Origin of the sequence: Novosphingobium ginsenosidimutans (genome assembly GCF_007954425.1) — a bacterium.
In the GTDB taxonomy this organism is placed as follows: Bacteria; Pseudomonadota; Alphaproteobacteria; order Sphingomonadales; family Sphingomonadaceae; genus Novosphingobium; species Novosphingobium ginsenosidimutans.
Window position 1 is genome coordinate 1,857,308 of record NZ_CP042345.1, and the last position, 25,273, is coordinate 1,882,580.

26 protein-coding genes are annotated in these 25,273 nt (G+C 64.8%); 13 read left to right on the plus strand and 13 right to left on the minus strand.

All coding sequences use genetic code 11. The features are described 5' to 3' along the window. Window positions 1–4 precede the first annotated feature (4 nt). From bchL to hemA, 10 genes are read left to right on the plus strand one after another with little or no spacing between them, the layout of a single operon-like run. The gene (bchL, locus tag FRF71_RS09240; RefSeq protein WP_147090382.1) at window positions 5–901 is read left to right on the plus strand and encodes a ferredoxin:protochlorophyllide reductase (ATP-dependent) iron-sulfur ATP-binding protein; all 897 of its coding nucleotides are present in this window, start codon (window positions 5–7) and stop codon (window positions 899–901) included. Further along, entirely contained in the window at window positions 901–1,617 is a 717-nt protein-coding gene (gene bchM, locus FRF71_RS09245) for a magnesium protoporphyrin IX methyltransferase (RefSeq protein ID WP_147090383.1), read from the plus strand. The genes bchL and bchM overlap by 1 nt, the downstream gene beginning before the upstream one ends. Next, on the plus strand, window positions 1,617–3,044 hold the full coding sequence (locus tag FRF71_RS09250; protein WP_147090384.1) for a BCD family MFS transporter: 1,428 nt from the start codon (window positions 1,617–1,619) through the stop codon (window positions 3,042–3,044). The genes bchM and FRF71_RS09250 overlap by 1 nt, the downstream gene beginning before the upstream one ends. Before the next feature lie 22 nt (window positions 3,045–3,066). Continuing rightward, window positions 3,067–3,828, plus strand: coding sequence for a photosynthetic reaction center subunit H (gene puhA, locus FRF71_RS09255; protein ID WP_147090385.1), 762 nt, complete (start codon window positions 3,067–3,069; stop codon window positions 3,826–3,828). Continuing rightward, window positions 3,825–4,448 carry a photosynthetic complex putative assembly protein PuhB gene (gene puhB / locus FRF71_RS09260; protein ID WP_147090386.1) on the plus strand — a complete coding sequence of 208 codons (624 nt, stop codon included), beginning with the start codon at window positions 3,825–3,827 and terminating at the stop codon, window positions 4,446–4,448. The genes puhA and puhB overlap by 4 nt, the downstream gene beginning before the upstream one ends. Further along, window positions 4,445–4,930 carry a photosynthetic complex assembly protein PuhC gene (gene puhC, locus FRF71_RS09265; RefSeq protein WP_147090387.1) on the plus strand — a complete coding sequence of 162 codons (486 nt, stop codon included), beginning with the start codon at window positions 4,445–4,447 and terminating at the stop codon, window positions 4,928–4,930. The genes puhB and puhC overlap by 4 nt, the downstream gene beginning before the upstream one ends. Beyond that, the gene (locus FRF71_RS09270; RefSeq protein ID WP_147090388.1) at window positions 4,927–5,214 is read left to right on the plus strand and encodes a hypothetical protein; all 288 of its coding nucleotides are present in this window, start codon (window positions 4,927–4,929) and stop codon (window positions 5,212–5,214) included. The genes puhC and FRF71_RS09270 overlap by 4 nt, the downstream gene beginning before the upstream one ends. Beyond that, the gene (acsF, locus tag FRF71_RS09275) at window positions 5,211–6,287 is read left to right on the plus strand and encodes a magnesium-protoporphyrin IX monomethyl ester (oxidative) cyclase (protein ID WP_147090389.1); all 1,077 of its coding nucleotides are present in this window, start codon (window positions 5,211–5,213) and stop codon (window positions 6,285–6,287) included. The genes FRF71_RS09270 and acsF overlap by 4 nt, the downstream gene beginning before the upstream one ends. Further along, window positions 6,281–7,063 carry a putative photosynthetic complex assembly protein PuhE gene (gene puhE / locus FRF71_RS09280; RefSeq protein WP_147090390.1) on the plus strand — a complete coding sequence of 261 codons (783 nt, stop codon included), beginning with the start codon at window positions 6,281–6,283 and terminating at the stop codon, window positions 7,061–7,063. The genes acsF and puhE overlap by 7 nt, the downstream gene beginning before the upstream one ends. Window positions 7,064–7,084: 21 nt before the next feature. Next, window positions 7,085–8,305, plus strand: a complete 1,221-nt coding sequence (gene hemA, locus FRF71_RS09285; protein WP_147090391.1) for a 5-aminolevulinate synthase — start codon at window positions 7,085–7,087, stop codon at window positions 8,303–8,305. Window positions 8,306–8,381: 76 nt separating this feature from the next. On the opposite strand, the gene FRF71_RS09290 is transcribed toward hemA, so the two are convergent. After that, complete coding sequence (locus tag FRF71_RS09290; RefSeq protein ID WP_147090392.1) at window positions 8,382–8,897, minus strand: c-type cytochrome; 516 nt, start codon at window positions 8,895–8,897, stop codon at window positions 8,382–8,384. Window positions 8,898–9,098: 201 nt separating this feature from the next. Between FRF71_RS09290 and FRF71_RS09295 the strand changes: the two genes are divergently transcribed. After that, window positions 9,099–10,985, plus strand: coding sequence for a beta-galactosidase (locus FRF71_RS09295; protein WP_147090393.1), 1,887 nt, complete (start codon window positions 9,099–9,101; stop codon window positions 10,983–10,985). A gap of 76 nt (window positions 10,986–11,061) precedes the next feature. Beyond that, complete coding sequence (locus tag FRF71_RS09300) at window positions 11,062–11,727, plus strand: Crp/Fnr family transcriptional regulator (protein ID WP_147090394.1); 666 nt, start codon at window positions 11,062–11,064, stop codon at window positions 11,725–11,727. On the opposite strand, the gene FRF71_RS09305 is transcribed toward FRF71_RS09300, so the two are convergent. From FRF71_RS09305 to FRF71_RS09315, 3 genes are read right to left on the minus strand one after another with little or no spacing between them, the layout of a single operon-like run. Beyond that, window positions 11,724–13,325, minus strand: coding sequence for a tetratricopeptide repeat-containing protein (locus tag FRF71_RS09305; RefSeq protein ID WP_161597928.1), 1,602 nt, complete (start codon window positions 13,323–13,325; stop codon window positions 11,724–11,726). The two genes, FRF71_RS09300 and FRF71_RS09305, sit on opposite strands and share 4 nt — an antisense overlap. Further along, complete coding sequence (locus FRF71_RS09310) at window positions 13,325–14,044, minus strand: hypothetical protein (RefSeq protein WP_147090396.1); 720 nt, start codon at window positions 14,042–14,044, stop codon at window positions 13,325–13,327. Before FRF71_RS09310 ends, FRF71_RS09305 begins: the two co-directional genes overlap by 1 nt. After that, a complete protein-coding gene (locus tag FRF71_RS09315) occupies window positions 14,041–15,738 on the minus strand; it encodes a toll/interleukin-1 receptor domain-containing protein (RefSeq protein ID WP_147090397.1) in 1,698 nt (565 codons plus the stop codon). Before FRF71_RS09315 ends, FRF71_RS09310 begins: the two co-directional genes overlap by 4 nt. Before the next feature lie 229 nt (window positions 15,739–15,967). On the opposite strand from FRF71_RS09315, the gene FRF71_RS09320 reads away from it, so the two are divergent. Beyond that, the gene (locus FRF71_RS09320) at window positions 15,968–19,018 is read left to right on the plus strand and encodes a TonB-dependent receptor (protein ID WP_147090398.1); all 3,051 of its coding nucleotides are present in this window, start codon (window positions 15,968–15,970) and stop codon (window positions 19,016–19,018) included. 173 nt (window positions 19,019–19,191) lie between these two features. On the opposite strand, the gene FRF71_RS09325 is transcribed toward FRF71_RS09320, so the two are convergent. The 9 genes from FRF71_RS09325 to fliN all read right to left on the minus strand — a co-directional run bounded on the left by FRF71_RS09325 (window position 19,192) and on the right by fliN (window position 25,265). After that, the gene (locus tag FRF71_RS09325; protein ID WP_147090399.1) at window positions 19,192–19,794 is read right to left on the minus strand and encodes a response regulator transcription factor; all 603 of its coding nucleotides are present in this window, start codon (window positions 19,792–19,794) and stop codon (window positions 19,192–19,194) included. A 141-nt stretch (window positions 19,795–19,935) separates the two neighbouring features. Next, the gene (locus tag FRF71_RS09330; RefSeq protein WP_147090400.1) at window positions 19,936–20,334 is read right to left on the minus strand and encodes a flagellar protein FliS; all 399 of its coding nucleotides are present in this window, start codon (window positions 20,332–20,334) and stop codon (window positions 19,936–19,938) included. Continuing rightward, window positions 20,334–21,755, minus strand: coding sequence for a flagellar filament capping protein FliD (fliD, locus tag FRF71_RS09335; RefSeq protein WP_147090401.1), 1,422 nt, complete (start codon window positions 21,753–21,755; stop codon window positions 20,334–20,336). Before fliD ends, FRF71_RS09330 begins: the two co-directional genes overlap by 1 nt. A gap of 30 nt (window positions 21,756–21,785) precedes the next feature. After that, window positions 21,786–22,919: an EscU/YscU/HrcU family type III secretion system export apparatus switch protein gene (locus FRF71_RS09340; RefSeq protein ID WP_147090402.1), complete on the minus strand. Its 1,134-nt coding sequence runs from the start codon at window positions 22,917–22,919 to the stop codon at window positions 21,786–21,788. After that, complete coding sequence (fliR, locus tag FRF71_RS09345; protein ID WP_337678482.1) at window positions 22,916–23,689, minus strand: flagellar biosynthetic protein FliR; 774 nt, start codon at window positions 23,687–23,689, stop codon at window positions 22,916–22,918. The genes FRF71_RS09340 and fliR overlap by 4 nt, the downstream gene beginning before the upstream one ends. 5 nt (window positions 23,690–23,694) lie before the next feature. Further along, window positions 23,695–23,967, minus strand: coding sequence for a flagellar biosynthetic protein FliQ (locus FRF71_RS09350; RefSeq protein ID WP_147090404.1), 273 nt, complete (start codon window positions 23,965–23,967; stop codon window positions 23,695–23,697). 4 nt (window positions 23,968–23,971) lie between these two features. Further along, window positions 23,972–24,727 (minus strand): flagellar type III secretion system pore protein FliP, encoded by a 756-nt coding sequence (gene fliP / locus FRF71_RS09355; RefSeq protein WP_147090405.1) that lies wholly within the window; start codon window positions 24,725–24,727, stop codon window positions 23,972–23,974. Then, window positions 24,724–24,993 (minus strand): flagellar biosynthetic protein FliO, encoded by a 270-nt coding sequence (locus tag FRF71_RS09360; protein ID WP_147090406.1) that lies wholly within the window; start codon window positions 24,991–24,993, stop codon window positions 24,724–24,726. The genes fliP and FRF71_RS09360 overlap by 4 nt, the downstream gene beginning before the upstream one ends. Then, entirely contained in the window at window positions 24,993–25,265 is a 273-nt protein-coding gene (fliN, locus tag FRF71_RS09365; protein WP_147090407.1) for a flagellar motor switch protein FliN, read from the minus strand. The genes FRF71_RS09360 and fliN overlap by 1 nt, the downstream gene beginning before the upstream one ends. Window positions 25,266–25,273 lie beyond the last annotated feature (8 nt).

The window sequence follows — 25,273 nt, forward strand, 5'->3', positions numbered from 1 at the left end:
ACCAATGAACCTGCTTGACCCCCGTGCCAAATTCCTGCCGCCAGACGGCGACGGATCGATGCAGGTCCAGCTCGACCCGAGCGACAAGATCAAGGGCGCGAAGGTTTTCGCGGTCTATGGCAAAGGCGGGATCGGCAAGTCGACGACCTCTTCGAACCTGTCGGCCGCCTTCTCCAAGCTTGGTCACCGCGTGCTGCAGATCGGCTGCGACCCAAAGCATGACAGCACCTTCACCCTGACCAAGAAGCTGATGCCGACTGTGATCGACGTGCTCGAAACGGTTGAATTCCATGCCGAAGAGCTGCGGCCCGAGGACTACATGTTCGAAGGCTACAACGGCGTGATGTGCGTTGAGGCCGGCGGCCCGCCGGCCGGGACTGGCTGCGGCGGCTATGTCGTCGGCCAGACGGTCAAGCTGCTCAAGCAGCATCACCTGCTCGAGGATACCGACGTCGTTATCTTCGACGTGCTGGGCGATGTCGTATGCGGCGGGTTCGCCGCGCCGCTCCAGCATGCCGAACGCGCGCTGGTGGTGGCGGCCAACGATTTCGACAGCATCTTCGCGATGAACCGGATCGTCGCGGCGATCGGCGCCAAGGCCAAGAACTATGACGTGCGGCTCGCCGGAGTGATCGCCAATCGTTCGGCCGCAACTGACGAGATCGACCGCTTCAGCGACGCGATCGGGATGAAACGGCTGGCCCATTTCAAGGATCTCGATGCGATCCGTCGCAGCCGGCTCAAGAAGTGCACCCTGTTCGAAATGGACGACAGCCCCGAGGTTTTTGCCGCGCAGCAGGAATACCTCCGGCTGGCGCAACTGCTGTGGGAAGGGGTCGATCCGATCGAGGCCAAGCCGATGAAGGATCGTGACATCTTCGATTTCCTGGGGTTCGAATAATGGCGACACGTGCACCCTCCGATGGCCTGATCCACGGCTATGACGCCCAGCGCGAAAAGCTGGCCGCCTATTTCGATGGCACCGCCCGCAAGGCCTGGATTGATCTGACTTCCGACGCGAAGGTCAGCGGGATCCGCGCCACGGTGCGGGCTGGACGCGAGCGGATGCGCAGCATGCTGGTCGATTGGCTGCCGCATGACCTGCGCCGCACCTGCGTGCTTGATGCGGGCTGCGGCACCGGCGCGCTCAGCATCGATACGGCCCGCCGCGGCGCTCAGGTCACGGCTGTCGATATAGCCGCCGGGCTGGTCGAGATCGCCCGCGAACGGGCGCCGTCGTTCCTGGGCCATGGCCGGATCGACTGGCATGTCGGTGATATGCTCGACCCGGCGCTGGGCGAATTCGACCACGTCGTGGCGATGGATTCGCTGATCCACTACCAGCCGGCCGATATCGTCGCGACGCTGGCAACGCTGGGCGAGCGCTGCGCGAAGTCGATGGTTTTCACCTTCGCGCCGCACACGCCGCTGCTGGGCGCGATGCACACCGCCGGCAAGCTGTTCCCGCGCGGCAACCGTTCGCCCGCAATCGTGCCGGTCAACGCTGACCGGCTGCGCGAGGAGCTGGGCCACCTGCGCGGTTGGCGCGTGACCCGGACCGAGCGTGTCGCTAGCGGTTTCTACACTTCGCAAGCGATGGAACTGGTGCGCTGCTGATGGCCCGGATCGCTCGTTTTTCGCCGAACTGGAGCCGGGTCGCCCTGACCTGGCTGCCGTTCGCCGATGCGGCAAGCGCCGACCTGCCCTTGGCCCGCCTGCTGCGCCTGGCGCTGTTCCAGGTCAGCGTTGGGATGACGATGGTGCTGCTCAACGGCACGCTCAACCGGGTGATGATCGTCGAACTGCACACACCGGCTTGGCTGGTATCGCTGTTGATCGCCCTGCCGCTGCTGTTCGCGCCGCTGCGCGCCTTGATTGGCCACAGGTCCGACAATCATCGCTCGGTGCTGGGCTGGCGGCGGGTGCCTTATATCTGGTTCGGCACGCTGATGCAGTTCGGCGGGCTGGCAATCATGCCCTTTGCCTTGCTGCTGCTTGGCCGCGAGGGCGATTTCGCCGCTGGTCTTGTCGGCAGCGCGCTGGCTTTCCTGCTGGCCGGCGCTGGCCTCCATACCACGCAGACCGCCGGCCTGGCGCTGGCGACCGACCTTGCCCCTGCCGAAAACCGCCCGCGCGCGGTAGCGCTGCTTTATGTCATGCTGCTGGCGGGCATGATGCTCGCTTCGCTGGCAATTGGCACGCAACTGGTCGATTTCCGCCCCACAAAGCTGGTTCAGGTAGTGCAGGGCGCTGCCGTGCTGGCGCTGGTGCTGAACGTGACCGCGCTGTGGAAGCAGGAAGCCCGCAACCAGTCGGTTATCGCGGCTGACACGCCCCGGCCGAGCTTTGCCGAAGTCTGGCAGCATTTCACGGCAGAACGCCAGACTCGCCGCCTGCTGACGGCGATCGGGCTTGGGGCTGCGGCCTTTGCCATGCAGGATGCCTTGCTCGAGCCCTATGGCGGCGAGGTCCTGGGCCTTTCGGTGGGGGCGACGACGGGGCTGACCGGCGCTTGGGCGCTGGGTACGCTGACCGGCTTTGCCCTGACCGCGCGGCGCTTGAGCAAAGGTGCCGATCCGCTGCGGGTCGCGGGCTTTGGTGTTGCTGCCGGGATCGCCGCCTTCATGCTGGTGATCTTCGCCGCTCCGTTGAACCTGCCGGCGCTGCTGGCGATGGGCGCGGCAACGATTGGGTTTGGCGGCGGATTGTTTGCGGTCGGCACCCTGGTAGCCGCGATGGGCCTGGCCCGCGATGGCACCAGCGGCATTGCCCTGGGCGCCTGGGGCGCAGTGCAGGCGACCGGTGCGGGGCTGGCCATTGCTGTCGGCGGCGTCCTGCGTGACGTGGTTTCGCGCCTGGCCGTGGCCGACGATCTGGGGACCACTCTGGCTGACCGGGCGACCGGCTATACCACAGTTTATCTCATCGAAATCATCCTGTTGCTGGCCACCCTGGTGGTGGTCGGACCACTGGTCGGGCGCGACCGAAATCACGCGCCCAAGCTGAACGCGGCCCGGTTCGGGCTGACTGAGTTTCCCACCTGATGTTGCGGGGAAGGACTGAAAGATGAACGGGAATATTGTCGGAACCATCGATGGTGCAGAGTTGGCATTTTACGCCTTCGTGCTGTTTTTCATTGCCCTGATCTTCTGGCTGCGACGGGAAGACCGGCGCGAAGGCTATCCGCTGGAAGACGAACTGACCGGCGCGATCGAGACCGTGGGCGGACCGCTTTACGCAGCCTCGACCAAGTCGTTCCGCCTGCCGCATGGCAAGGGCACGGTGACGGCCCCGACGCAGGGCCGCGAGCCGGTCAAGATTGCGGCGCGGCGGACCGACGTGTTCGGCGGCGCGCCTTATGCGCCGACCGGCAATCCGCTGGCCGACGGGATCGGTCCGGCGGCCTATGCCGACCGCGCCAAGTGGCCTGATATCGATGCCCACGGCAAGCCCCGGATCGTGCCCATTTCGAGCGACGATCACATCAGCGTGGCCCCGACCAGCACCGATCCGCGCGGGCTGAAGGTGATTGCGGCCGATGGCAAGGTGGCTGGCACAGTCACCGATCTGTGGGTTGACCGGGCCGAGCACATGATCCGCTACCTCTCGGTCGATACGGGTTCAGGCACGGTCCTGGCACCGATGGCCATGGCCTTGGTACGGCATGACCATGTCTCGATCGATGCGATCAACGCCGCTGACTATGGCGCTGCCCCGGTGCCGGCTTCGGCGACCGAGATCACTCGGTACGAGGAAGAGCGCGTGATCGGCTACTTCGGCGGCGGCTATCTCTACGCCAATGCCGACCGGCAGGAGCCCTGGCTGTGACCCCCAGCGAATACGAGCACGAACCGATCCGTGGCCTGCCTGGCGATCTCCCGCCAGGCGAACGGATCCTGTGGCAGGGTGGGCCGGAATGGCGCACCTTTGCCCGCAGCGCGCTCCATACCCGCTGGGTCGGACTTTACTTTGCGGCCATGGCGGTCCTGGCGCTGCTTAGCGGCAGCATGGGCGGGCTGCTGGCGGCGGCGGCTTCGGCGGCGGCGGTGACGGGCCTGCTTTCGCTTTTCGCGGTGCTGGTGGCGCGGACCACGGTCTACACCATTACCAACCGCCGCGTTGTGCTGCGGGTTGGGGTCGCGCTGCAGAAGTGCATCAACCTGCCGCTGGCCGTGATTGGTTCAGCCGAGTTGCGCCCGTTGACGGGTGGGCATGGTGATATCGTGCTGGTTCCCAATGCCGTGCATCGATTGGGCTATGCCATGCTCTGGCCGCATGCCCGTCCGCTCAAGATCGGCCGGCCGCAACCGATGCTGCGCGCCTTGCCCGATGCGGTGAACGTTGCCGAAGTCCTGGCCCGGGCCTGCGGCGCGATCGCTCCGATCGCCCGCGAGGACGCTCCGGCCATTCGACCGGCCGCATTGCCAGCGCAGGGAGTTGCGGCATGAGCCAGGCCCACAGCCACGACAACATCGTTTCGACCCCGGCGCTGGTCGCAGCCGGCACCTTGGTGGCATTCACGCTGGTCATGACCGCGACGGTCAAGCTGGGTTGGATGGAACGCGAAGCAGTGCCCAGCGTGGCCCGCGCCGAAGCCCAGGCAGCCCCGACCGCCCGGCGCAGCCTCCGCTTCGCCGACGGGGCGGACGGTTCGGTTCTGATCAGCGACGCCAGCACCGGCCAACCGGTCTCGACAATCGTCGCCGGGGCCGAACAGGGCGGTTTCATTCGCGGCGTCCTGCGCGGTCTGGCGCGTGAACGGCACCTCCACGGGATTGGTTCGGAGCCGCCCTTCACGCTGACCCGCTGGTCGGACGGCTCGCTCTCGCTGGTCGACGAGGCGACTCATCGTTCGGTCGATCTTGGCGGCTTCGGCTCAGACAACAGCGCCGCCTTTGCCGCCCTGCTGATGGGAGCACCCCGGCCATGAACGCGCGCCGTTTCGATGTTCCGTGCCGCATCGCGATCGAGCAGAGCGAGGCCTATTTTCACGCCCACGTCGAGCTCGAAGGCGATGTCGCGATCAATCCGGGGGACCGGGTGCAGGTGCACGGCGCACCGATGCAGGTTCCTTTCGGCGAGAGCGCCGTCTTCGAACGCACCGCCACGGTGACCCGCGCCGGGCCGCTGCTGCGCAGCTGGACCAAACTTGCCGCCTATTTCGATCTGTCTGAACTCTATGAAGTCAGCTTCAGCTCAGGGAGCCTGAAATGAACGCGATTACCTCGATCCCCACCAAGCCCGACGGCACGCCAGACACGATGGCCCTGGCTTCGCATGAAACGGTGCTGACCCCGCGGTTTTATACCACCGATTTCGCCGCGCTTGACGCGATCGACGTGGGGCCGGTGCGGCGCGAATGGGATGCGCTGATCGACGAGATGGTCGACGATCATAACAAGCGGCACTTTCGCCGCGATGACAGTTTCACCGGCGTGATCGACAGCCTTGATCCAGAGCTGCGCGCCGAGTTCATCGATTTTCTGGTCAGTTCGGCCACCTCGGAGTTCTCTGGCTGCATCCTCTATGCCGAGATCGCTAAGCGGACCAAGAATGCGGACATGAAGCAGCTTTTCAAGCTGCTCGCCCGTGATGAAAGCCGCCATGCCAGCTTCATCAACGAGACGCTGAAGGATGCCGGGATCGGCCTGAACCTGAGCTTCCTGACGAAGACCAAGAAATACACATACTTCAAACCGAAGTTCATTTTTTACGCGGTCTATCTGTCGGAAAAGATCGGTTACGCCCGTTATATCGCGATCTTCCGGCATCTGGCGCGCAATCCCAGCCAGCGTTTCCACCCGATCTTCCGCTGGTTCGAGGAGTGGTGCAACGACGAGTTCCGCCACGGCGAAGCCTTTGCCATGCTGCTGCGCGCCGATCCCAAGCTGCTGCGCGGCCACAACAAGCTGTGGATCCGGTTCTTCCTGCTTTCAGTCTATGCCACGATGTATGTGCGAGATCATGGCCGCCCCGTGTTCCACGCGGCGCTTGGGATGGACCCGACCACCTACGATTTCGAGGTATTCTCGATCTGCAACCAGATCAGCCGCCAGGTCTTCCCGGTCGAGTTGGCGATCGATGATCCAGCCTTCAGGCGCGGGATGGACCGCCTACTCGCCGCCAGCCGCCGGATCGACGCCGGGAAGAAGCGCGGCGGCCTTGGCGGAGCCTGGCTGCGGGTAACCGGCATGGCCGGGGCAGCCCGCAGTTTTGCGGGGCTCTACCTCCACCGCACCAAGCCCAATGAACTGCCCCAGACGATCAGGCTTCAGCCGGCGTGGTAAGCTGGTCGGGCCATATCCTGCCAGTCGTGGCGACCATCGCGATGTGGTTCATCGCCACCGGGCTGATCGCCTGGTTGGACAACCGTGATCGTGCGACCTTTCCCCGCAGCTTGCTGCTGGCAGGACTGGCCGGAGTTGCCGGGCTGGTGATCGTGGTTTTATCGATGGGTTCGACCAGCATTGGCAGCGTCTACTGGGCCTTTGCCGGGGCGATCCTGATCTGGGCCTGGCACGAAATCGGCTTCCTGACGGGCGCAATCGCCGGCCCGCGACGCGAGGCCTGCCCTGAAGGCGCCTCACTATGGGAGCGCTTCGGCCATGCCAGCGCCGCAATGGCCTGGCACGAGATTGCCTTGGCGATGACCGCGCTGCTGCTGATCTCGCTGACCTGGAATGCCCCCAACCAGGTGGCGGCCATGGTCTTCCTGTTGCTGTTCGTGCTGCGGCTCAGCACCAAGCTGGCAATCTTTGCCGGCGTGCCGAACATGAGCACCGATATCCTGCCGCCGCACCTTGGCTACCTGAAAAGCTATTTCGGCGCACCGCGCTTCACCGCGGTGCTGGGTCTGGCGATCCTCGGCAGCCTGGCGCTGGCGGCCTGGCTGGGCACTCTGGCTGCTGCTGCGCCTGCTGGCACTGCTGCCGCGGCCGGGGCGAGTCTGCTCTTCGCACTCGGGGCGCTGGGCGCGCTCGAGCATCTATTTCTGGCCCTGCCGCTGCGCGATGGGGCCTTGTGGGGGTGGGCGCTGCCAGCGCCGCGCCGTAATCAAGTCTGATTCAAGGGAAGGATGTTGGGCATGGACTTCGATGGCTTTTTCAAAGCGGAACTGGATGCGGTGCGCGAAGAGGGGCGGTACCGCGTCTTCACCGAGATTGAGCGCCATCGCGGCCGCTTCCCACACGCCACGCGCTATGTCGGGGATGAAACCTCGGCCGTCACCGTCTGGTGCTCGAACGACTATCTTGGCATGGGCCAGCATCCTGTCGTGATCGAGGCGATGCACCGCGTGCTCGATGAATGCGGCGCCGGGGCCGGCGGCACCCGCAACATTTCCGGCACCAACCACCATCACGTGCTGCTGGAAGCCGAACTGGCCGATCTCCACAACAAGGAGGCCGCGCTGCTGTTCACCAGCGGCTACGTTTCCAACTGGGCAGGCCTCGGCACGCTGGCGGCCAAGATCCCGGGCTGCGTGGTCTTTTCGGACGCGCTCAACCATGCCTCGATGATCGAAGGGATCCGCCACAGCCGTGCCCCCTACAAGGTCTGGGCCCATAACGATCCCGCCGATCTCGATCGCCTGCTGTCCGAATTCGGCCCCGAAGTGCCCAAGCTGGTGGCCTTCGAAAGCGTCTATTCGATGGATGGCGACATCGCCCCGATCGCCGAGATCCTCGACGTCTGCGAGAAGCACGGCGCAATGAGCTACATCGACGAGGTCCACGCCGTGGGCCTCTATGGGGCACGCGGCGGCGGCGTCGCCGAACGCGAAGGGTTGATGGACCGGATCACCGTCATCGAAGGCACACTGGGCAAGGCCTTCGGTGTGATGGGCGGCTATATCGCCGCTTCGGCCGATCTGGTCGATTTCGTCCGCACCTTTGCCAGCGGCTTCATCTTCTCAACCGCGCTGCCCCCGGCAGTCGCCGCGGGCGCCTGCGCCAGTATTGCGCACCTCAAGGCCAGCAGCCGTGAGCGCGAATTGCAGCAGGACCGCGTCGCAACGGTCCGGCGCAAGCTCGACATGCTAGGGATCCCGCACTTGCCCAATCCCAGCCACATCATTCCGGTGATGGTTGGCGATGCCAAGAAGGCCAAGATGATCAGCGATTGGCTGATGGACAACCACGGCATCTATGTGCAGCCGATCAACTACCCGACCGTACCGCGCGGGACCGAGCGGCTGCGGATCACCCCGTCACCGGTTCACACCGATGGCGATATCAACCGGCTGATCGATGCGCTGAGCGACATCTGGTCGCAGTGCGAACTGGCGCGCGGTTCAATCGCCGCCTGATCCGCCGGGTCAAGGCACGAAAAAGGGGCGCGAACCGCAAGGTCCGCGCCCCTTTTCTTTGCCTGAAATTGACGGCTTACTTCTTGGTTTCGAGGTAAGCGATCACGTCGGCGCGGTCCTGACCCTTGGCCAGACCGGCGAAAGCCATCTTGGTGCCCGGAACCACGCGGGCCGGCTTTTCCAGGTACTGGTAAAGCTTTTCCTTGGACCAGGTGATGCCACTGTTCTTGTTGGCATCACTGTAGGCGAAGCCTGCAATGCTACCTGCAGCGCGGCCGACAACGCCAGCCAGCGAGGGACCGATCCGGTTCACGCCCGGATCCGTGACGTGGCAGGACTTGCACTGGACAAAGACCTTCTCGCCATTGGCGGCGTTGCCGGTCATGTCGGCGAACTTGGTGCCATCAAGCGTGTCGGTGTTGTCTGCGGCCGGAGCGGCGGCGGCAGCAGGGGCTGCGGCGGCTGCGGCAGGTGCTGCAGTTTCAGCAGCGGTAGTTTCGGCGGTGGGAGCCGGTTCGCTGTTCCCGCCGCCGCATGCGGTGAGCAAGGCGAACGAAGCGACGCATCCGGCCTTTACAATGATTCCCTTCATCCTGCTTCCCTTCTTTGGTCCGAAGCCAGCGGAAAATCCGCCATCAACAACCCTCCCAGATTCCCTTTATGCACCACCGGCGATCTTGGCAAAAGAAGATTCGTCGGGCTGTCAGTGCATGATGGAGAGAATCGGAAAGGTCAAAGTGAAGGTCGTTGCGGGCAGCTTGCCAAGCATTCCGTGCACCGCCAGTAAGGCGCGATGAAGCTGGGCGTCTGCTACTATCCCGAACACTGGCCCGAGACATGGTGGGCTGATGACGCGCGGCGCATGGGCGAAATGGGGCTGTCGCATGTCCGGATCGGCGAATTTGCCTGGAGCCGGATCGAGCCGGAACCAGGCCGGCTGGAGTGGGATTGGCTTGACCGCGCGCTGGAAGTGCTGGGCGATGCCGGGCTGAAGGTGATTCTGGGCACACCGACCGCGACGCCGCCCAAGTGGCTGGTTGATAGCATGCCCGAGATGATCGCTTTGGATGCCGGTGGCCATCCGCGCGGCTTTGGATCGCGGCGGCACTATTGCTTCAGCCATGCGGGCTATGCCGGGGAATGCGACCGGATCGTGACGCAGCTGGCCGAGCGATATGGCCAGCACCCGGCGATCGTCGCCTGGCAGACGGACAACGAGTATGGCTGCCACGATACGGCGGTGAGTTATTCGCTTGCGGCGCGCGATGGGTTCCGCGAATGGCTGCGCCGAAAGCATGGGACGATCGCGGCGCTGAATCAGGCCTGGGGCAATGTCTTCTGGTCGATGGAATACCGCGATTTTGCCGAGATTGAGCTGCCCAACCTGACCGTGACTCAGGCCAATCCGGCGCACGAGCTGGACTTCCGGCGGTTCTCTTCGCACCAGGTGGCAGAGTTTAACCGCCGGCAGGTTGCAATCCTGCGGCGCCATTCACCCGGCCGTGACGTGGTCCACAACTTCATGGGCTTCTTCACCCAGTTCGATCACCATGCGGTGGGCGATGACCTCGATGTGGTGAGCTGGGACAGCTATCCGCTGGGTTTCTTGGAGCAGTTCTGGTTTTCGCCTGAGGAGAAGCGGCGGTACCAGCGGCAGGGCCATCCCGATATCGCCGCCTTCCACCACGATCTCTATCGCGGCTGCCAACGCGAAGGGCGCTGGTGGGTGATGGAACAGCAGCCTGGGCCAGTGAACTGGGCGCGCTACAATCCGGCGCCGCTACCGGGAATGGTGCGGCTGTGGACTCTTGAGGCGATGGCTCATGGTGCCGAACTGGTCAGCTATTTCCGCTGGCGCCAGGCACCCTTTGCGCAGGAACAGATGCATGCCGGGCTGCTCCGTCCGGACAGCGTGGATGACCAGGGCGCGCATGAAGCACGAACGGTCGCCGCCGAGATCGCCGCGCTGCCCGATCCCGGTCCGCCGCCGCGGCGTGTCGCGCTGGTCTTTGACTATACCGCAGCCTGGGTGACCGACATCCTGCCGCAGGGCCAGGGCTTTTCTGCGCTGCGGGTAGCGTTCGAGTATTACTCGCTGCTGCGGCGGCTGGGGCTGGACATCGATATTGTCCGGCCCGGGACGGACATTGCCGGCTATGCTCTGGTGGTGGTGCCGTGCCAGCCGATCTGTAGCGCGGACTTTGTGGCCAGCCTGACTGGTCTGTCCGCGCCGGTCGTGTTCGGGGCTCGCGCCGGCAGCAAGACGGCCGACTTTGCCATTCCGGCAGAGCTGCCGCCTGGGCCGCTCCAGTCGCTGCTGCCGCTCAAGGTGGTGCGGGTTGAAAGCCTGCGCGGCCAGCCGTGCGAGTGGCTTGAGCAGGTCGAGACCGGGCTGGACGAGGCAGGCCCCGGAATCTTCCGGCATGGCCAGCTTTACTACGTCTCACGTTATCCAATCGATCCCCAGATCGAGCAGGTGATCGCAAGTGTGGCTGCGAACGCGGGATTAGACTGCATCGCGCTCCCGGAAGGGCTGCGGTTGCGACGGACCGGAAATCTGGTCTTCGCCTTCAATTATGGAACAGAGTCTGTCGATCTGCCGCCAGGCGCGCTGGGCAAATTTGTGCTTGGAGAGCCACGGCTTCCGCCGGCGGGTGTAGCCGTGGGGGTTGCGCGATAGCGCTGGCCTATGCAGGTTTTCCCTTGCAATCCGGGCTGAGATTACGCCTTTTTGAGGCGATAGCAGGGGTCCCCAGATGCAACCGGCCAAACCGGTCTCCAGTCAGCTAGCAATCATCGCGGCGGCATTTGGCTGCGGCGAGGCGCTGGCGCATACGATCAGTGGGCTCGGTCGCGGCGGGCGGCACGGACGCGGGCAGGTGCTTTATCCCCTGCCGGATCGTGAAGAAACTTCGCTGCTGCTGGAAGGGCTCGCGCAGGAGGCTGCCTATGGCCGTGAAGGCGGCGTACTGGTGCTGCACCAATTCGGCCCGGGCGAATTCTATGGCAACCTGATCGACCATGGCGGCGACATTCAGGTCGAGGCGCTGAGCGACGGTCATGCCCTGCATTACGGCGAAGACACCATGTTGCGGCTGATGGAAAGTTATGGCGGAGTGGCGATGGCCGTCGCGCGGCAACTGGCGCGGCGGCTGGCGATGATCCGCCAACGCATGGTTGAGGCGACCCTGCTTTCGGCAACGGGCCGCATCTGCGCCGAACTGCTGCGGCTATCACGCAAGTCGGAAGACGGCGTAATCCGCCCGCTGCCGGTATTGGCGGAGCTGGCCCAACGGGTCCAATCAACTCGCGAAACCGCCTCGCGCACAGTCTCGCAGCTGGAGCGGCGCGGGATCATTCAGCGCCGCGATGGCGGGCTGGCGGTGATCGCGCCGCACCGGCTGGAAGAAATGATCTACTAGGCGCTGGGCAGAAGCATGTGGACCGGTCCGCCGGTCTCGGCATCGCCAAGGTGATAGAGCTCGCTGCGCAGGGCTGCAAAAGGCGCGACGGCCAACACAACCGCCAGCGCGTCGGAAGCCAGCGCCGTGCCTGTTGGCGCCATGGCCAGCAATTCGCCCGCCCGGTCACTCTCGGGCCCGTAAGCGACGCTGGTACTGCTGGCCGGATCGTCAATCACGGTCACGATCGCCTGGTGGACGCCAATCGCCGGCGACCCGCTCGGTAGGGCGAGCAGCGCGGCGACCAGTGCAAGGGCCTGGTCGCGGTCCTCCAGCAGCAGGTCCCAGCGGCCTGGACCGCTCCGAATCGCACCGGCGGGGAGGGCGGCCGCAGCGATCGTCCCTGCCACCTGGTCGATCAGCGGGGCCAGCACTGCCGAGGATGTGGCCGTCCCCGGCAGGTCGGTGCCAATCGCCACCAGGGTCATCAATCGCCGTGCCGGATCGGGTGCTTCGGGCCGGAACAGCGCCTCTACTGCGGCATCGCGAGCAATCCGCACGCGCTCCTGCCCCTGCGTGCCGGCGGGCCACAGGGCCGCCTGGCGGGCGGTGTTGGGCCCACCACCGGCCTCGTCCTCGACCAGCATTTGTAGGCAAGCCGCACCTAGCCGCCGGGCGTTGAGCAAGGCACCGCCAATCGCAAGGATCCCGGCTTGGGCTGTTGCCAACGGATCGTGCACCGTGGCCGGACTGCGCCCGGCCACGCGCAGCGATGCCGCTTGCTGAAGCAGGCGGTCATAGCGCTTCAGCCAGTCACCGCCGGCCGGGGCGACCGACTGGTCCGCGAAGCATTGCGGCGGGCAGGGCAGGACGACATGGAGTTCGGCGCCAAGTACCACCAGCCGCTCGGCGATGACGATGTCAGAGCCGGCGGCCAGTGCGCCCCAGCCAAACCCGACATCATACTGCGCCAGGAGGCCGTCGGTCGCCTGGGCCAGCGCCGCTTCGCCGCTGCCCCCGGCTAAGATCCCCATATGTCCGGCAAAATGCAGGCTCGCGGGCGGGGCAAAACGGCTGAGCCAGGGCGCTTCCGCGGCCTGGACTCTTAGAATTTCGCGCATCTGGCCCAAAGTGACGGTGCGGTCTTCCCACCCGTCGGGATCGGCAGCGGCAGCCTCGGCCAGGGCCCGTTGGGCACCCGTCTGATCGCCCAGCAGTAGCAAGGCTTCGGCCCGGGTGGCGGCAAGGTAATAGGCCGTGTCCGTGGCCGGACCAGCCTGGTCAAGCAGCGCCAGGACCACACTTGCGCCTGCTGCTGCGCCGGCTGGATCGCCAGCCAGCAGACGGGCGGTGGCGGCGTTGATCGCGCGGTAGGGCGCGGGTGCCAGTGCATGGGCAGCGGCATAGGCGTCGGCCGCCGCGGCAAACAGGCTGGACTGCTCGGCTCCGGAGCACGCCCGCGCTCGGTCCTTGAGCAGCCGTCCCTTGAGCGAGAGTGCAGCCGGATCGTCAGTCCGGCTATCCCAGCCGTTCGCCACGAACAGCTCCCAGGCCCGCGCGCTGGCTCCGGCGCGGGTCATGGCAGCCAGTGCTGGCAGGGATGGCCGGACCGGCTGCATCAGGGCTGGCCGCCCATGCCATTGCCCGTATCGGGATCGATCACGATCGGCAGCGGCTGCCGCCCCGGCAGGATGACGTGATAACTCAAAGAATACTTGGCGGCTTTGCTGGCGTCGTCGGTTGGGCGCGGGGTGAAGGCACCGCCATTGAACATCGTGTCGTAATTCTCGATCCGGATCAGCTTGCCCTTGAGAGGCCCGTCGAGCCGACTGTCATCGACGCGCGAGACAAAGAAGCTGTCGTTGCCGGCAGCTGGGCTGCCATTGCTAAGTGCCGGGCCGAACGAGATCAGCAGGTCATTGTCCAGCGTGACGTCGGCGCTGTCGTAATAGACGAAGATCTCATGCTGGCTATTGAAGCTGAGGTCGACGAAGTCATCGCGGTCGTATGTGCCGTCGGTGCGACGATATAGCTTGGCTTCGGCATTGGGCTGGCCGGGGCGCAATTCGGACAGCTTCTTGCGGTTCCCGCCGCCATTGGAGATCACCTTTTTGAGAACGCGGAGCGCCTGCGCGAGCCGGGCATCCGGCGTGTTCCGGGCCGGATCGTCAATCGCGAAGCTCGCGTGGTTGGCGCTGATCCGCCACGCGCCGGGCGAGTCGATCCGTATCACTGTGATGTAGGCCGGTACAAAAGGCACATTGGCGGGGCGCCGACCCAGATCGTGCGGATCGATGCCGCGGGTGGTGCCATCGCCAAGGGTATTCGGATTGCTCATTTGTTTTCTTTCTGGTCGATCTGGGCCATCATGCGATTGAAGCGGGTCAATTCCTTGTCCGGATAACTGCGACGCAGCAGCGCATAAAAGCCTTCGGTCTCGCGCGAGAAGGCAGCGGCTTCTGGTCTTCTTGCAGCGATTGCGGCCTTGGCGGCAATCACGGCCATGCGCAGCTGTTGCGCCGTAAGTGCCCGATCATCCGGCCGATCAGCGGCAAGTTTGGCATAGGCCGCCAGCGTCTGCTTGGCGCGGGCAAATCCCTTGTCCAGCCGACCTGCCGCTAGTTCCTCGTTCGCGATACCGATCTCGGGCCACAGGCGGCGCTCGCGCAACTGAAGGTTGTCAGGCTCGCGTTGCAGCATCGCACTCAGCAGCGCCGCTTCCTCAACTCTCAAGGCGATGGCCTGGTCATGCTTTCCGCTCCTGCCGAGTACATCGGCTTGCCAGCCCAGGCGGTTGGCGAGATCAAGCTTGTTCTGCCGCGTCGCTGCCGGCAGGCGGGCTGCTTGCCGCATATAGTCGGTCGCCTGTTCGCACCACGGCAGGGCCTGGCCGGGGTTCTTGGTCTGGGCTTGCGTCAGTTCGCACATATTGCCGTGGGCATAGCCAAGCTCCGTCAGCGAACGCAGCGTGCCCGGCTCGCGCGCGGCCAGCGCCTTGGCCTGGGCCAGGTAGGCCCCCCAATGCCGTGCGGTCGTGGGCAGGTCAGATTGCTGCCAGGCGGCATACCCGGTCCAGAACTCGCTCTGGGCATGGGCGAAGATCGCTGCGGGGTCATCGGGCTGCTGTGCCAGTACTGCAGCAGTGGTGCGGGCGGCTTCCTCGAACTTGTTCTGAGCCTCGGCAAAGCGGCCGCGTTGGGCCTCGTCCTCGCCCATCGCCTGCAGCAATCGGGCCCGCCGGGTCAGGCTGTCAGCCGGCAAAGCCGAGAGGTCCTGCTGTGAATAATGCGCCATCGCGCGCGCGTTGACCTTGTCCATCACGCCAAGGCCAGCCGCGCCTTTCAGTTCGCTGCGCAGATCGGTCAACATGAACTCAACCATTCCCTCTGCGCTCGCACGCTGTCGTTCCGCTTCGGTTCTGGCGCGGACCGCCAGGGCCAGCAGCGTGGCCAGCACTATACTCAGCAAGACTGCCGCAGCCGTGACCGCCATCACGCGGCGCTGCCGGGCAACGTTGTCACGCTGGACCAGCCGGTCGAGCGGTTGCCCGGTCAGGCCAGCGATGATTTTCAGCAGGCCCAACCGCCGGCCATCGGCTTGCTTGCGGAAATCCGCTGCCAGCGGCTCGATCACGCGGCCCTGGTATTCAGTCAGCGCAAGTGGAAAGGCCTCGTCCGGTTCACCCGCAATCAAGGCAGCCAGCACCGGTCGATCAGGATGAAGCGCACGGAACAGTGCGATCTCCTGATCAACCCAGCGGCTGGCCCGGGCCTGCGGGCTGGCGATCACGATCAGCGCAGCCGACTGGTCCAGCGCCTCGCGTACCTGGTTAGTCAGGTCGGGAGCCGCAGGGAGTTCGGCCCGATCGATAAAGACCGGTGCGAGCCGTTCCCGCTGGCCTGAATCGCCGGCCGAGAGACGGTAACCTTCGATCCGGCCGTGCAGCCAGGACGCGAAAGAAGCATCGGCATGGCTATAGCTGATGAAGGCACGATATCGTGGCGCCACGTCCGGCGCTGCTGCCTGCTCCATCGCGACTCCCCACCTGTTGGCTGCGAAAACTAGGGGCTTTCGGGCGCTTTGCAATCGCGCTTTCGTGCAATTTTGCGGCTGGCGCCCCGCCAATGTGTGGCACTTACGCTACGGTTTCCAGCCGTTCTAACCATTCGATTAAAACCTGTTGTCAAGAACGGCAGTCGGTGTTCTATTCGTATGCGCAACCGCCCGGGAAAAGGGTCGGGCAACAAAGGAGAGTGGGCTGATGAGGGGTAAGCTAACCCTGCTGGCTGGCGTCTGCGCCAGTGCAATTGCAATTCCTGCCTATGCGCAGGGCACGGATAACAACGACGACGAGAACGTCATCATCGTTACCGCGCAGCGTTCCAACCAGCGTCTGCAAGACGTGCCGATCGCGGTTTCGGCCTTCAATACCGAAGCGCTCGAAAAGCAGCAGATCAAGAACACCTCTGACTTGCAGCTCACTCTGCCGAACGTCACCTTCACCAAGGGCAACTTCACCGGCTCCAGCTTCACCATCCGCGGCATCGGCGACCTCTGCGTCGGCGTTACCTGCGACAGCGCTACCGCGATCCACATGAACGACGCGCCGCTCTATGCGACCCGTCTGTTCGAAAGCGAGTTCTACGATCTGGCCCAGATCGAAGTGCTGCGCGGTCCGCAGGGCACCCTGTTCGGCCGCAACGCGACCTCGGGCGTGGTCAACTTCCGCACCGCGCGGCCTGACCTGTCGGGCATGTCGGCCAATGCTGAAGCCGAATATGGCAACTATAACAGCTTCAAGCTGAAGGGCATGGTCAACGTGCCGATCGGCGATACGGTCGGTGTCCGCCTCGCGGGCTTCTATCTGAACCGCGAAGGCTACACGACCAACCTGTTCGACAATTCCAAGATCGATGACCGCGATCTGTGGGGCGCTCGTGCCTCGATCCGCTTCGAACCGAGCTCGGCAACCACTATCGACCTGATGGCGCAGTACTTCCACGAGCGCGACAATCGCATGCGCATCCAGAAGCAGCTCTGCCAGCGCGACCCGTCGGGCGTGATGGGCTGCTTGAACGGCCGTCGCGACAATTCGACCACCAATGCCAACTCGACCTTCGTCGGCGTGCTTACCTCGCGCGAATTCCTCGCCGCGAACGGCATTCCTGCGGCTTTCGGCCTTGGCAGCCTTTATGGTCCGGACGTTTACGCCAACGCTGTCAACCCGGCCGACCCGCGCGTGGTCAACACCGACTACACTCCGCAGTACTTCGCGGAAGAATGGATCGTCCAGGGCTCGCTGGAGCAGGAACTGGGCAACGGCCTGAAGCTTAAGGTCAGCGGCAACTGGCAGCAGACCAAGGTCGACTCTTCGCAGGACTACAACAACTCGGTCCAGAATCGCGCGATCTATGCGGGTGGTCTCGGCACCCTGGCTGCAGCCGCCGCGGGCGGCATTCCGGGTCTGCCGGCATCCTACTTCTCGCCGCTTGCCTCGGCGCTGATCCCGAACGGTCCGAACGGCGTGCTCTGCACCTCGCTTTCGGAAACCAGCGGCATGGGCGCCTTCGGTGCGAACCGCCAGCGGCTCTGCTCGCAGACCCCGCAGGACTTCGACCGTTCGAACCAGGATACCGAAAGCTGGACGGCTGAAATGATCCTGTCGTCCGACTGGGACGGCATGTTCAACTTCCTGCTTGGCGGTATCTACGGCAAGGGCGGGATGAGCGAGAACAGCTACTATGTGAACTCGTTCGGCATCGACTATCTGACTGGCCTGCTCGGCTCGTTCAACGCCCTGGGCCGCGCTGGTCTGGCTGCGATCCCCGGTGCCACGCCGCCGCCTCCGGGCTTCCTCGGCACGCCGTTCTATCGCAACAACAGCGATCAGCTCGACATCAAGACCTACGGGATCTTCGGTGAAGCCTACTTCAAGTTCAACGATCAGCTGAAGCTGACCCTGGGTCTGCGCTACAACAACGACGACAAGACCGTTAAGGCGCGCACCACCCTGGCCAACTTCCTGGTGCCCTATGGCTCGACCGATGCCTTCGCATCGCCGTACATCTACGGCTATGCGGTGACCGGCGCGCCGGTGGCTTCGCGGCTCCAGCCGTTCGATGCCGATCCGGCCACGGCCTGCTCGATCACCAGCACCACCACCAGTGGTGTCCTGACTTCGGCCAACGTCACCGGCTGTGAGCTGTGGCAGGTCCGTAACGTGAAGTTCAGCGAATGGACCGGCCGTGCGGTGCTGGATTACCAGATCACCCCGGACAACCTGGTCTATGCCTCGTTCTCGCGCGGCTACAAGTCGGGTGGTATCAACCCGCCGCTGTCGCCGGTCTTCGCGGTGCCGGAAGGCTTTGGTCCGGAAACGGTCACGGCCTTCGAAGTGGGTTCGAAGAACACCTTCGGCAACGTGCAGCTGAACGTCACCGGCTTCTACTACAAGTACAACGATCTCCAGCTGTCGCGCATTGTCGCCCGTACCTCGGTCAACGACAACGTCAGCGCCAATGTCTGGGGTCTGGAAGCCGAAGCGATCTTCCGTCCGACCCGCGAGCTGACGATCAACATGAACGCCAGCTACCTGAACACCAAGGTTTCGCAGGACAAGCTTCTGTCCAACCCGCGTGACTTCGGGGCCGGTCGTGCCGACGCCGTGATCATCAAGGACATCACCAACGGTGCGAACTGCGCCGTGGCTTCGAACACCAACAGCGCCGCCGGCGTGAACGGGTTCGTGAACCAGGTGAACACCCTGATCAACGCCGGTGCGGTGACGGGCAACGCCGGGGCCGGCCTCCAGCCGACCGCGCCGTTTGCGGCCGGCAGCGGCCTGAACTCGACCGGTGCCTTCAGCATCTGCGCCGCGCTCAGTGCGCTTGCGCCGACTGTCGGGGCTGGCTTCGGCGGCGTCACCGTCTACTCGTCGGGTATTCCGGTCAACATCAAGGGCAACAAGCTGCCCGGTGCTCCGGATTACAAGTTCTCGGCTGGTGCCCAGTACGAGATCCCGGCCGGTAACCTGACGATCACCCCGCGTGCGGACTTCATCTACACCGGCAAGTCGTTCGGCAACATCTTCAACGGCACGATCAACGAGATCCCGAGCTACACCCAGGTGAACGCTCAGCTCCAGATCGACGGTCCGGACAAGAAGTGGTTTGCCCGCGTCTGGGTGCAGAACCTGTTCGACAAGGACGCCATCACCGGTCTCTACGTGACCGACCAGTCCTCGGGTAACTACACCAACATCTTCACGCTCGAACCGCGTCGCTTCGGCCTTACCGCCGGGATCAAGTTCTAAGCGTTTAGCCGACTAGTCCTGGGAGGGACGCCAGGGGCTTCGGACTTCGGTCCGGAGCCCCTTTTTCTTGGGTCGCGCAAGGCTTGCGCTATGCCGGAAAAGCGAAGGCCCCCTTGTCCTGATGGACAAGGGGACCTGTTCGTGGCCGACCGTCGGGTGGTCTTGGGGGGCGGTCAGGCCACCAGGGACGCTTCGATGGCGATCCGGATCGCCTCTGAGGTGTGCTGCGCCCCCATCTTGGTCAGCATATTGGCGCGGTGGATTTCGACCGTGCGCGGGCTGATTTCGAGTTGCTCGCCAATCAGGCGGTTCGAAAGCCCGATTGCGACCCCGGCCAGGACCTCGCGCTCGCGCCGGGTCAGCCGCTGCACGCGGCTGCGGGCGCGGGCTTCGCGCAGCTTCAGGCTGCCCAGAGCGGCGCCGGTGGATTCGGCACCGATCAGTGCGCCGATCACCTGGGCGGCATCACAGGGCCAGGCCAGGTAATCGACCGCACCTGCCAGCACCGCCTTGACGATCTGGTCAGTGGAAGGGTCATCGGCAAAGGCGATGATTGGCAGCCAGCGACCATTCTCGGCCATCAGCATGACCAGATCGGCTACGGCATCGCCGCTATCATCAACCATGATAGCTTCGGCCCGCGGCCAGGCATCGGCCAGTTCATCAATCGTCTCGAACGGTTCGACATGAATTCCGCTGCCGGAGAAGGCATGCGTCATCGCGGCGCGGCGACGCGAATTGCAATCAACGACGGCGATCGTACGGCGTCTGTCCATCAGTGTGCCCCCTTAGTGGTTTGTGCCTAGGGATATTGACCCAAGCTGCGGCTGACCGCGCGCCGGAATGCTCCGGAATTCGAGCGGGATGGTCAGGGAAAGTCCCTATTTGGGACAACGAAAGCCAGTGAAATCGGGGCCTCACGATCCCTCCAGAATGGAGCGATCAACTTGGCTGCCCAGTGCGGCGGCAACGTCCTCGACATCCTTTTTGGCCGCCAGCAGCCGCGCCGGGTCGAAATGGGGCACGCTGCTCAGTACCGTCCGGCGCAATCCGGAGTAGAATGCTTGGAGCGCGGCAGCGGCGGCGGCCTGGCTGTCGATGCCCAGTTGCAGCGCGGTCAACGCCGCCAGGGCGCGGGTCAGCCCTTCGCTGCGGCGCTGGTTGTCACCACGTTCGTGCGCACGAACCGCGCTGCCAAGGGCCATGGCCAGTTCCTGATAGCACAGCGCCACCAGCTGGTCTGGCCGGGCACTGGCAATTCGGGCGTCGAATTCGACCCGGCGATAGGCATCATGTGGATTGCGCAGCGCCAGCATCAGTTACGTCCCGCATTCCAGGCGTCGATCTGACCCTGCAGGAACGAGAGCGTCGAACGTGAAGTGCCGACCCGGCTGTCGGCCGCCGCAAAGCGCTTGGTCAGCTGGGCGCGCAGCGTTTCCTGGGCTTCGGCCAGAGCGCTGCGTTCTTCGGTCAGATCGGTCTTCTTCGCGGTGAAGCGGGCCAGCGAGCCACCCAGCGAGCCGGGATTGCTGGCGGTGCTGGCATTGCGGGCCAGGCGGTCGATCGTGGCGAAGACGCCGTGAATCCCGGTGGTGAACATGTTGGTGACGCCATTGGGCGAAGCCTTGCTCACTGCTGTCAGTCGGGCCGTATCGAACCGAAAGGTGCCATCGCGATTGGTGGCCAGACCCAGCTCACCCAGGGTGCGCGGCTGACCTGTTGCGGCGGATGGCATGATCGTGGTGCTGGCCAGCTGCGAGAGGGCGCTGCGCAGCGCGCGGGCACCGCTGTCGCGGGCCAGGTCGCCACCCTGCGGATTGATGGCCTCGTTCAGCGTCGCCACCAGCTCGTTGAGCGCCGCAGTCAGGTCCTGCATGAAGGTGCTTACTGCGCTGCCCGGATCGCTGAAGCGGATCGAGGTCGGCGCGCCGGTGTTGGTACCGGTCAGCCGCAGCGACAGACCCGGAACCACATTCTCGATTACGTTGGTCTTGCTGGTCATCGCCACGCCATCAAGCTTGAAAGCGGCATCGGCTGCAGCAGCAATCTGGCGGGCCGGATCGGGGGTGCCATTCCAGGCCAGCGTCGCCAGGCCCGGATTGCCAGGATCCTCGCTGGCTTCGAGGACAAAGGCATTGGCCGCGCCCTCGCTGCCTTTCAGCACCAGCTGCGCGCCGTTCGCGCCCTCGGCAATATAGGCGGTGACGCCGGCATTGGCGGCGTTGATCGCCGCAGCGGCATCAGCCAGCGTCGCGCCCGGGGCCAGGGTCACAGTGGTGTCTGTGCGCGCCGGATCGGCGGTGAAAGTGCCGCCGGCGATTGTCCCGAACCGCAGGGTCAGAGTGCCCGCGCCGATCGCGGTGCCGGCACTGGCAACTGCGGGGCTGACCAGCGTCTGGCTGGCCGCCAGTGCGGTGACTTCCAGACTGTAGCTGCCGCTGCCGCTGACCGCGCCGCGGCTGACGCTGGCGACAGCGCCATTGGCAATTATTGGCTGGCTGGACAGATCGCCGGTGCGGACCCGATCGCCGATCGAGGTGGCCAGCTGGGTGACCTGGTTCTTGAGGGTCGAGGCGGTAGAGATCTGCCGCTCCAGCAGCTCACTGCTGCTGTCGATCCGTGCAAGACGACCGGAAAACTGCGCCTCGGACAGGTTCCGGGCGAGCGCGGCCATGTCGATACCGCTGCCGCCGCCGAGGGCCGTGACGATCGAACTGGTGGCGCTAGTGGTGACCATGCCCTGCAGGACGGCTACCGGCGCCCAATGTTAAGCCCGGGCGGCAGGGTCCAGTCGGCCTTCGGCGTCGAACCGCAGCGCTACCGGCACTTCGATTGCGGGCCGTTGCGGCTGCTCCCCGCGTTTCAGTGAAAGCACGAAGGCCAGCACGCCTGCGACAGCGGCGTAGAGCTCTTCGCGGATAACCTGGTTTTCGCGCGTGGTGAAATAGACCGAGCGGGCCAGCGCCGGGTATTCCAGCGTCGGCACCTGCAGCTCGGCCGCCAGTTCGCGCATCGCCAGCGCCTTTTCGCCGCGACCCTTGGCCAGCACGATCGGGGCCGAGGCCTTGGCCGGATCATAGGCCATCGCAACCGAGAAGTGGCTTGGGTTGGTCAGCACGAACTGCGCCTCGCGCATCGCCTTGGCTACCCCGCCCATGGCCAGCTGGCGCTGCTTGTTGCGGATAGCCATCTTCTTTTCCGGCGAGCCTTCGGCCTCTTTATGCTCGTCGCGCATTTCTTCGGCGCTCATTTTCAGTCGCTGGTTGCGGCGCAGCCATTGCACTGGCCAGTCGATCAGGGCGATCAGGACCAAGCCGCCCGAGAGGGCGAACAGCAGGCCGGTGATCGCCTCCCAGGCCAGCGCCAGCTGCGGTCCGATCGCCGCACCACGGCCGAGCGCGAACAGGCGGGCCAGCCAGTCCTGCCCCCAGTACCAGGCAATCGCGCCCAGCAGGGCCAGCTTGACCAGGCCCTTGCCGGCTTCGATCCAGCCGGTTGCGCCGAACATCCGCTTAAGCCCGGCCATCGGATCGAGCCGACTGCCCTTGGGCAGGGCATTGCCTCCGACCCAGCGACCGTCGCCCGCCGCCAGCGCGCCGGCCAGCGTCAAGATCAGCACCAGCCCGGCCAGCGTTAGCACCGGGGGCACCACGGCGAGCATGGCAGAGAGCAGTGCCTGGCCCGGCGCAAAATCATCAATGCTGCGGCGATCCCAGACGAATCCAGCGCGCAGCGTTTGCTCCATCCCGGCAAACAGCCAGGGTCCGGCAAATTTCAGCCAGCCCGCGCCCACCAACACGGCTGTTGCCGTTGCCAGTTCGCGGCTGCGAAGAACGTCGCCCTTCTGGGCGGCGTCCGCTTTGCGTTTCGGTGTTGGATCAAAGGTCTTCTCGCCGCTCATCGCGCCAGCAGGCTCCCGACCTGTTCAAGCCCTTGGACGGAGAGATCGCCGAACTGCTCGATCAGCAGCGGCACGGCCAGGATCAGCGCGGCCAGACCCGCGAGCACGCCCAGCGGCAAGCCAAGCGCAAAAAGGTTCAGTGCCGGCGCCGAGCGGCTGATTACCCCGGTCAACACCTGGACCAGCAGCAGGACCAGCGTGACCGGCAGGGCAATGGCAAGGGCGGCCACGAACAGGTCGCTCCCGAAGCCGACGACGACTTCGAACCGTTCCGCCCCCAGCCAGGTTTGCCCGGGCGGGAAGGCTGTGTAGCTGTCGATTACCAGGGCTATGAACTGGAGATGCCCGCCCAGGCCAAGGAAGATCAAGGTTAGCAGGACGGTGAAGTACTGCCCCAGCGCGGGCGATTGCGCGCCGCTAACGGGGTCGACGGCGGTGGCAAGGCTAAGCCCCATCGCGCCGCCGATCTGTTCGGCAGCCAGGACCGGCGCGGCGAAGCATAGCTGCAGGACAAAGCCGAGCGTTAGCCCGACAAGAACCTCGCCAGCGATCGTCATCAGTCCCTGGACCGAAAACAGCGCCGCTGGCACCTGCACCGGGATCCAGGCACAGACCAGCACGGCCAGCGCCGCGGTAATCGCGACGCGCAGCTGGACTGGCACAGTGCCGGCGCCGAAGAACGGCGCAGCCAGCAGCGCTGCGCCCAAACGGGTCATTACGAAAACCAGCTTCCACAGCTCGGCCTCGAGCGCGCCGAAGCCGAAGGTCATGCCGATCATCGCGGTCCCCCGGCGATGGCGGCAAAGATTTCCTGCGTGAAATCGCCGACCAGGCCCAGCATCGATGCACCGAATACCACCAGCACCAGTGCGGTTACGCCGAGTTTTGGAACGAAGGTCAGGGTCTGTTCGTTGACCGAGGTCGCCGCCTGGACGATCCCGATCACGATCCCGACAGCCAGGCTGGCGAGCAGCACCGGCGCGGCAACCAGAGCTGTAACCCACAGCATCCGGTCGGCCAGCGAGAGAAGAGCGGCGGTGTCGTCCATCTTGCTACCCGAAGCTTGCCGCCAGGCTGCCCATCAGCAGCGCCCAGCCATCGACCAACACGAACAGCAGCAACTTGAACGGCAGGCTTACGATGGTCGGGCTCATCATCATCATGCCAAGGCTCATCAGCACCGACGAGACGACGAGATCGATCACCAGGAAGGGCAGGAACAGCATGAAGCCGATCTGGAATGCGGTCTTGAGTTCGCTGGTCACGAAGGCCGGCAGCAGGATCGAGAAGGGCACGTCCTCGCCCTTGGCGAACTTGGGGGCCTTGGCCATGTCGGCGAACATGGACAGGTCGCTCTTGCGGGTCTGGCGCAGCATGAAGGCGTGGAATTCCTTGCCGCCATTGGCAATCGCCTGCTCGGCATTGATCGTACCGGCGCTATAGGGGGCAATCGCGGTCTGGTTCACCCGTTCCAGTGTTGGTGCCATCACGAACAGACTGAGGAACAGCGCCAGCCCGATCAGGACCTGGTTGGGCGGGCTTTGCTGCAAACCCAGCGCCTGGCGCAGGATCGACAGAACGACCAGGATCCGGGTGAAGCTGGTCATCATGAGCAGCAGGCCGGGCAGGATCGTCAACAGACCCATCAGCAGCAGGAGCTGTAGCGAAAGCGAAAGGCCCGAGCCCTGAGCGCCGCCGATTGCTCCAAACGCCCGGTCTAGTGCCCCCGGCACGGCGGCCGGGGCGGCAACCTGGGCGTGAGCGACGGTCGAAAGGAGCAATGCGGGCAGAGCGAACAGCCACCTCATGCCTGCACCTCACGCGCCGGTGCTTCGGCCAGCCTGGTCAGGCCATTGCGCGATGCTGAGACAAGAATCTCGCGACCGTGGAACTCGATCACCGCCAGCTTCAGCGTCGGGGAGAGCATGGTCGTCTCGATCACCCGCACGGCCTTGCCGCCCTGCGGGGCTGGTGCAAGGCGTGCCTGGGCCTTGGCCGCGAGCTTGAGCGAACCCCAGGCGAGGCCGGCAATCAGCGGCAGCAGCAGGACCAGCTTGAGGATGTACCAGCCCATCAGGCCTCTCCCTCGGCGGAGCCATGGCCACCAGCCATCTCGACGATGCGGAGGCCAAAGCGGTTGCCTTCAGCGACGATCTCGCCGCGCGCGATCAGCTTGCCGTTGACGAGGACGTCAAGCAGTTCGTCGGTCAGCCGATCGAGCATGACGACCGATTCTTCGCCGAGCGCGAGGACGTCTTTCAGCTTCATGTCGGTCTTGCCGAGTTCGACCGAGAGGCGGACGTCGACTTCCCTGAGTAGATCGAAACCGCGGGTGTGAATGGTCATGGGGTCTG

What these genes read in the sequence shown, in the direction of transcription:
- bchL (WP_147090382.1), top strand. Translation starts at nt 5, where the DNA reads ATGAACCTGCTTGACCCCCGTGCCAAATTCCTGCCGCCAGACGGCGAC.
- bchM (WP_147090383.1), top strand. Translation starts at nt 901, where the DNA reads ATGGCGACACGTGCACCCTCCGATGGCCTGATCCACGGCTATGACGCC.
- FRF71_RS09250 (WP_147090384.1), top strand. Translation starts at nt 1,617, where the DNA reads ATGGCCCGGATCGCTCGTTTTTCGCCGAACTGGAGCCGGGTCGCCCTG.
- puhA (WP_147090385.1), top strand. Translation starts at nt 3,067, where the DNA reads ATGAACGGGAATATTGTCGGAACCATCGATGGTGCAGAGTTGGCATTT.
- puhC (WP_147090387.1), top strand. Translation starts at nt 4,445, where the DNA reads ATGAGCCAGGCCCACAGCCACGACAACATCGTTTCGACCCCGGCGCTG.
- FRF71_RS09270 (WP_147090388.1), top strand. Translation starts at nt 4,927, where the DNA reads ATGAACGCGCGCCGTTTCGATGTTCCGTGCCGCATCGCGATCGAGCAG.
- acsF (WP_147090389.1), top strand. Translation starts at nt 5,211, where the DNA reads ATGAACGCGATTACCTCGATCCCCACCAAGCCCGACGGCACGCCAGAC.
- hemA (WP_147090391.1), top strand. Translation starts at nt 7,085, where the DNA reads ATGGACTTCGATGGCTTTTTCAAAGCGGAACTGGATGCGGTGCGCGAA.
- FRF71_RS09290 (WP_147090392.1), bottom strand. Translation starts at nt 8,897, where the DNA reads ATGAAGGGAATCATTGTAAAGGCCGGATGCGTCGCTTCGTTCGCCTTG.
- FRF71_RS09295 (WP_147090393.1), top strand. Translation starts at nt 9,099, where the DNA reads ATGAAGCTGGGCGTCTGCTACTATCCCGAACACTGGCCCGAGACATGG.
- FRF71_RS09300 (WP_147090394.1), top strand. Translation starts at nt 11,062, where the DNA reads ATGCAACCGGCCAAACCGGTCTCCAGTCAGCTAGCAATCATCGCGGCG.
- FRF71_RS09305 (WP_161597928.1), bottom strand. Translation starts at nt 13,325, where the DNA reads ATGCAGCCGGTCCGGCCATCCCTGCCAGCACTGGCTGCCATGACCCGC.
- FRF71_RS09310 (WP_147090396.1), bottom strand. Translation starts at nt 14,044, where the DNA reads ATGAGCAATCCGAATACCCTTGGCGATGGCACCACCCGCGGCATCGAT.
- FRF71_RS09315 (WP_147090397.1), bottom strand. Translation starts at nt 15,738, where the DNA reads ATGGAGCAGGCAGCAGCGCCGGACGTGGCGCCACGATATCGTGCCTTC.
- FRF71_RS09320 (WP_147090398.1), top strand. Translation starts at nt 15,968, where the DNA reads ATGAGGGGTAAGCTAACCCTGCTGGCTGGCGTCTGCGCCAGTGCAATT.
- FRF71_RS09325 (WP_147090399.1), bottom strand. Translation starts at nt 19,794, where the DNA reads ATGGACAGACGCCGTACGATCGCCGTCGTTGATTGCAATTCGCGTCGC.
- FRF71_RS09330 (WP_147090400.1), bottom strand. Translation starts at nt 20,334, where the DNA reads ATGCTGGCGCTGCGCAATCCACATGATGCCTATCGCCGGGTCGAATTC.
- fliD (WP_147090401.1), bottom strand. Translation starts at nt 21,755, where the DNA reads ATGGTCACCACTAGCGCCACCAGTTCGATCGTCACGGCCCTCGGCGGC.
- FRF71_RS09340 (WP_147090402.1), bottom strand. Translation starts at nt 22,919, where the DNA reads ATGAGCGGCGAGAAGACCTTTGATCCAACACCGAAACGCAAAGCGGAC.
- fliR (WP_337678482.1), bottom strand. Translation starts at nt 23,689, where the DNA reads ATGACCTTCGGCTTCGGCGCGCTCGAGGCCGAGCTGTGGAAGCTGGTT.
- FRF71_RS09350 (WP_147090404.1), bottom strand. Translation starts at nt 23,967, where the DNA reads ATGGACGACACCGCCGCTCTTCTCTCGCTGGCCGACCGGATGCTGTGG.
- fliP (WP_147090405.1), bottom strand. Translation starts at nt 24,727, where the DNA reads ATGAGGTGGCTGTTCGCTCTGCCCGCATTGCTCCTTTCGACCGTCGCT.
- FRF71_RS09360 (WP_147090406.1), bottom strand. Translation starts at nt 24,993, where the DNA reads ATGGGCTGGTACATCCTCAAGCTGGTCCTGCTGCTGCCGCTGATTGCC.
- fliN (WP_147090407.1), bottom strand. Translation starts at nt 25,265, where the DNA reads ATGACCATTCACACCCGCGGTTTCGATCTACTCAGGGAAGTCGACGTC.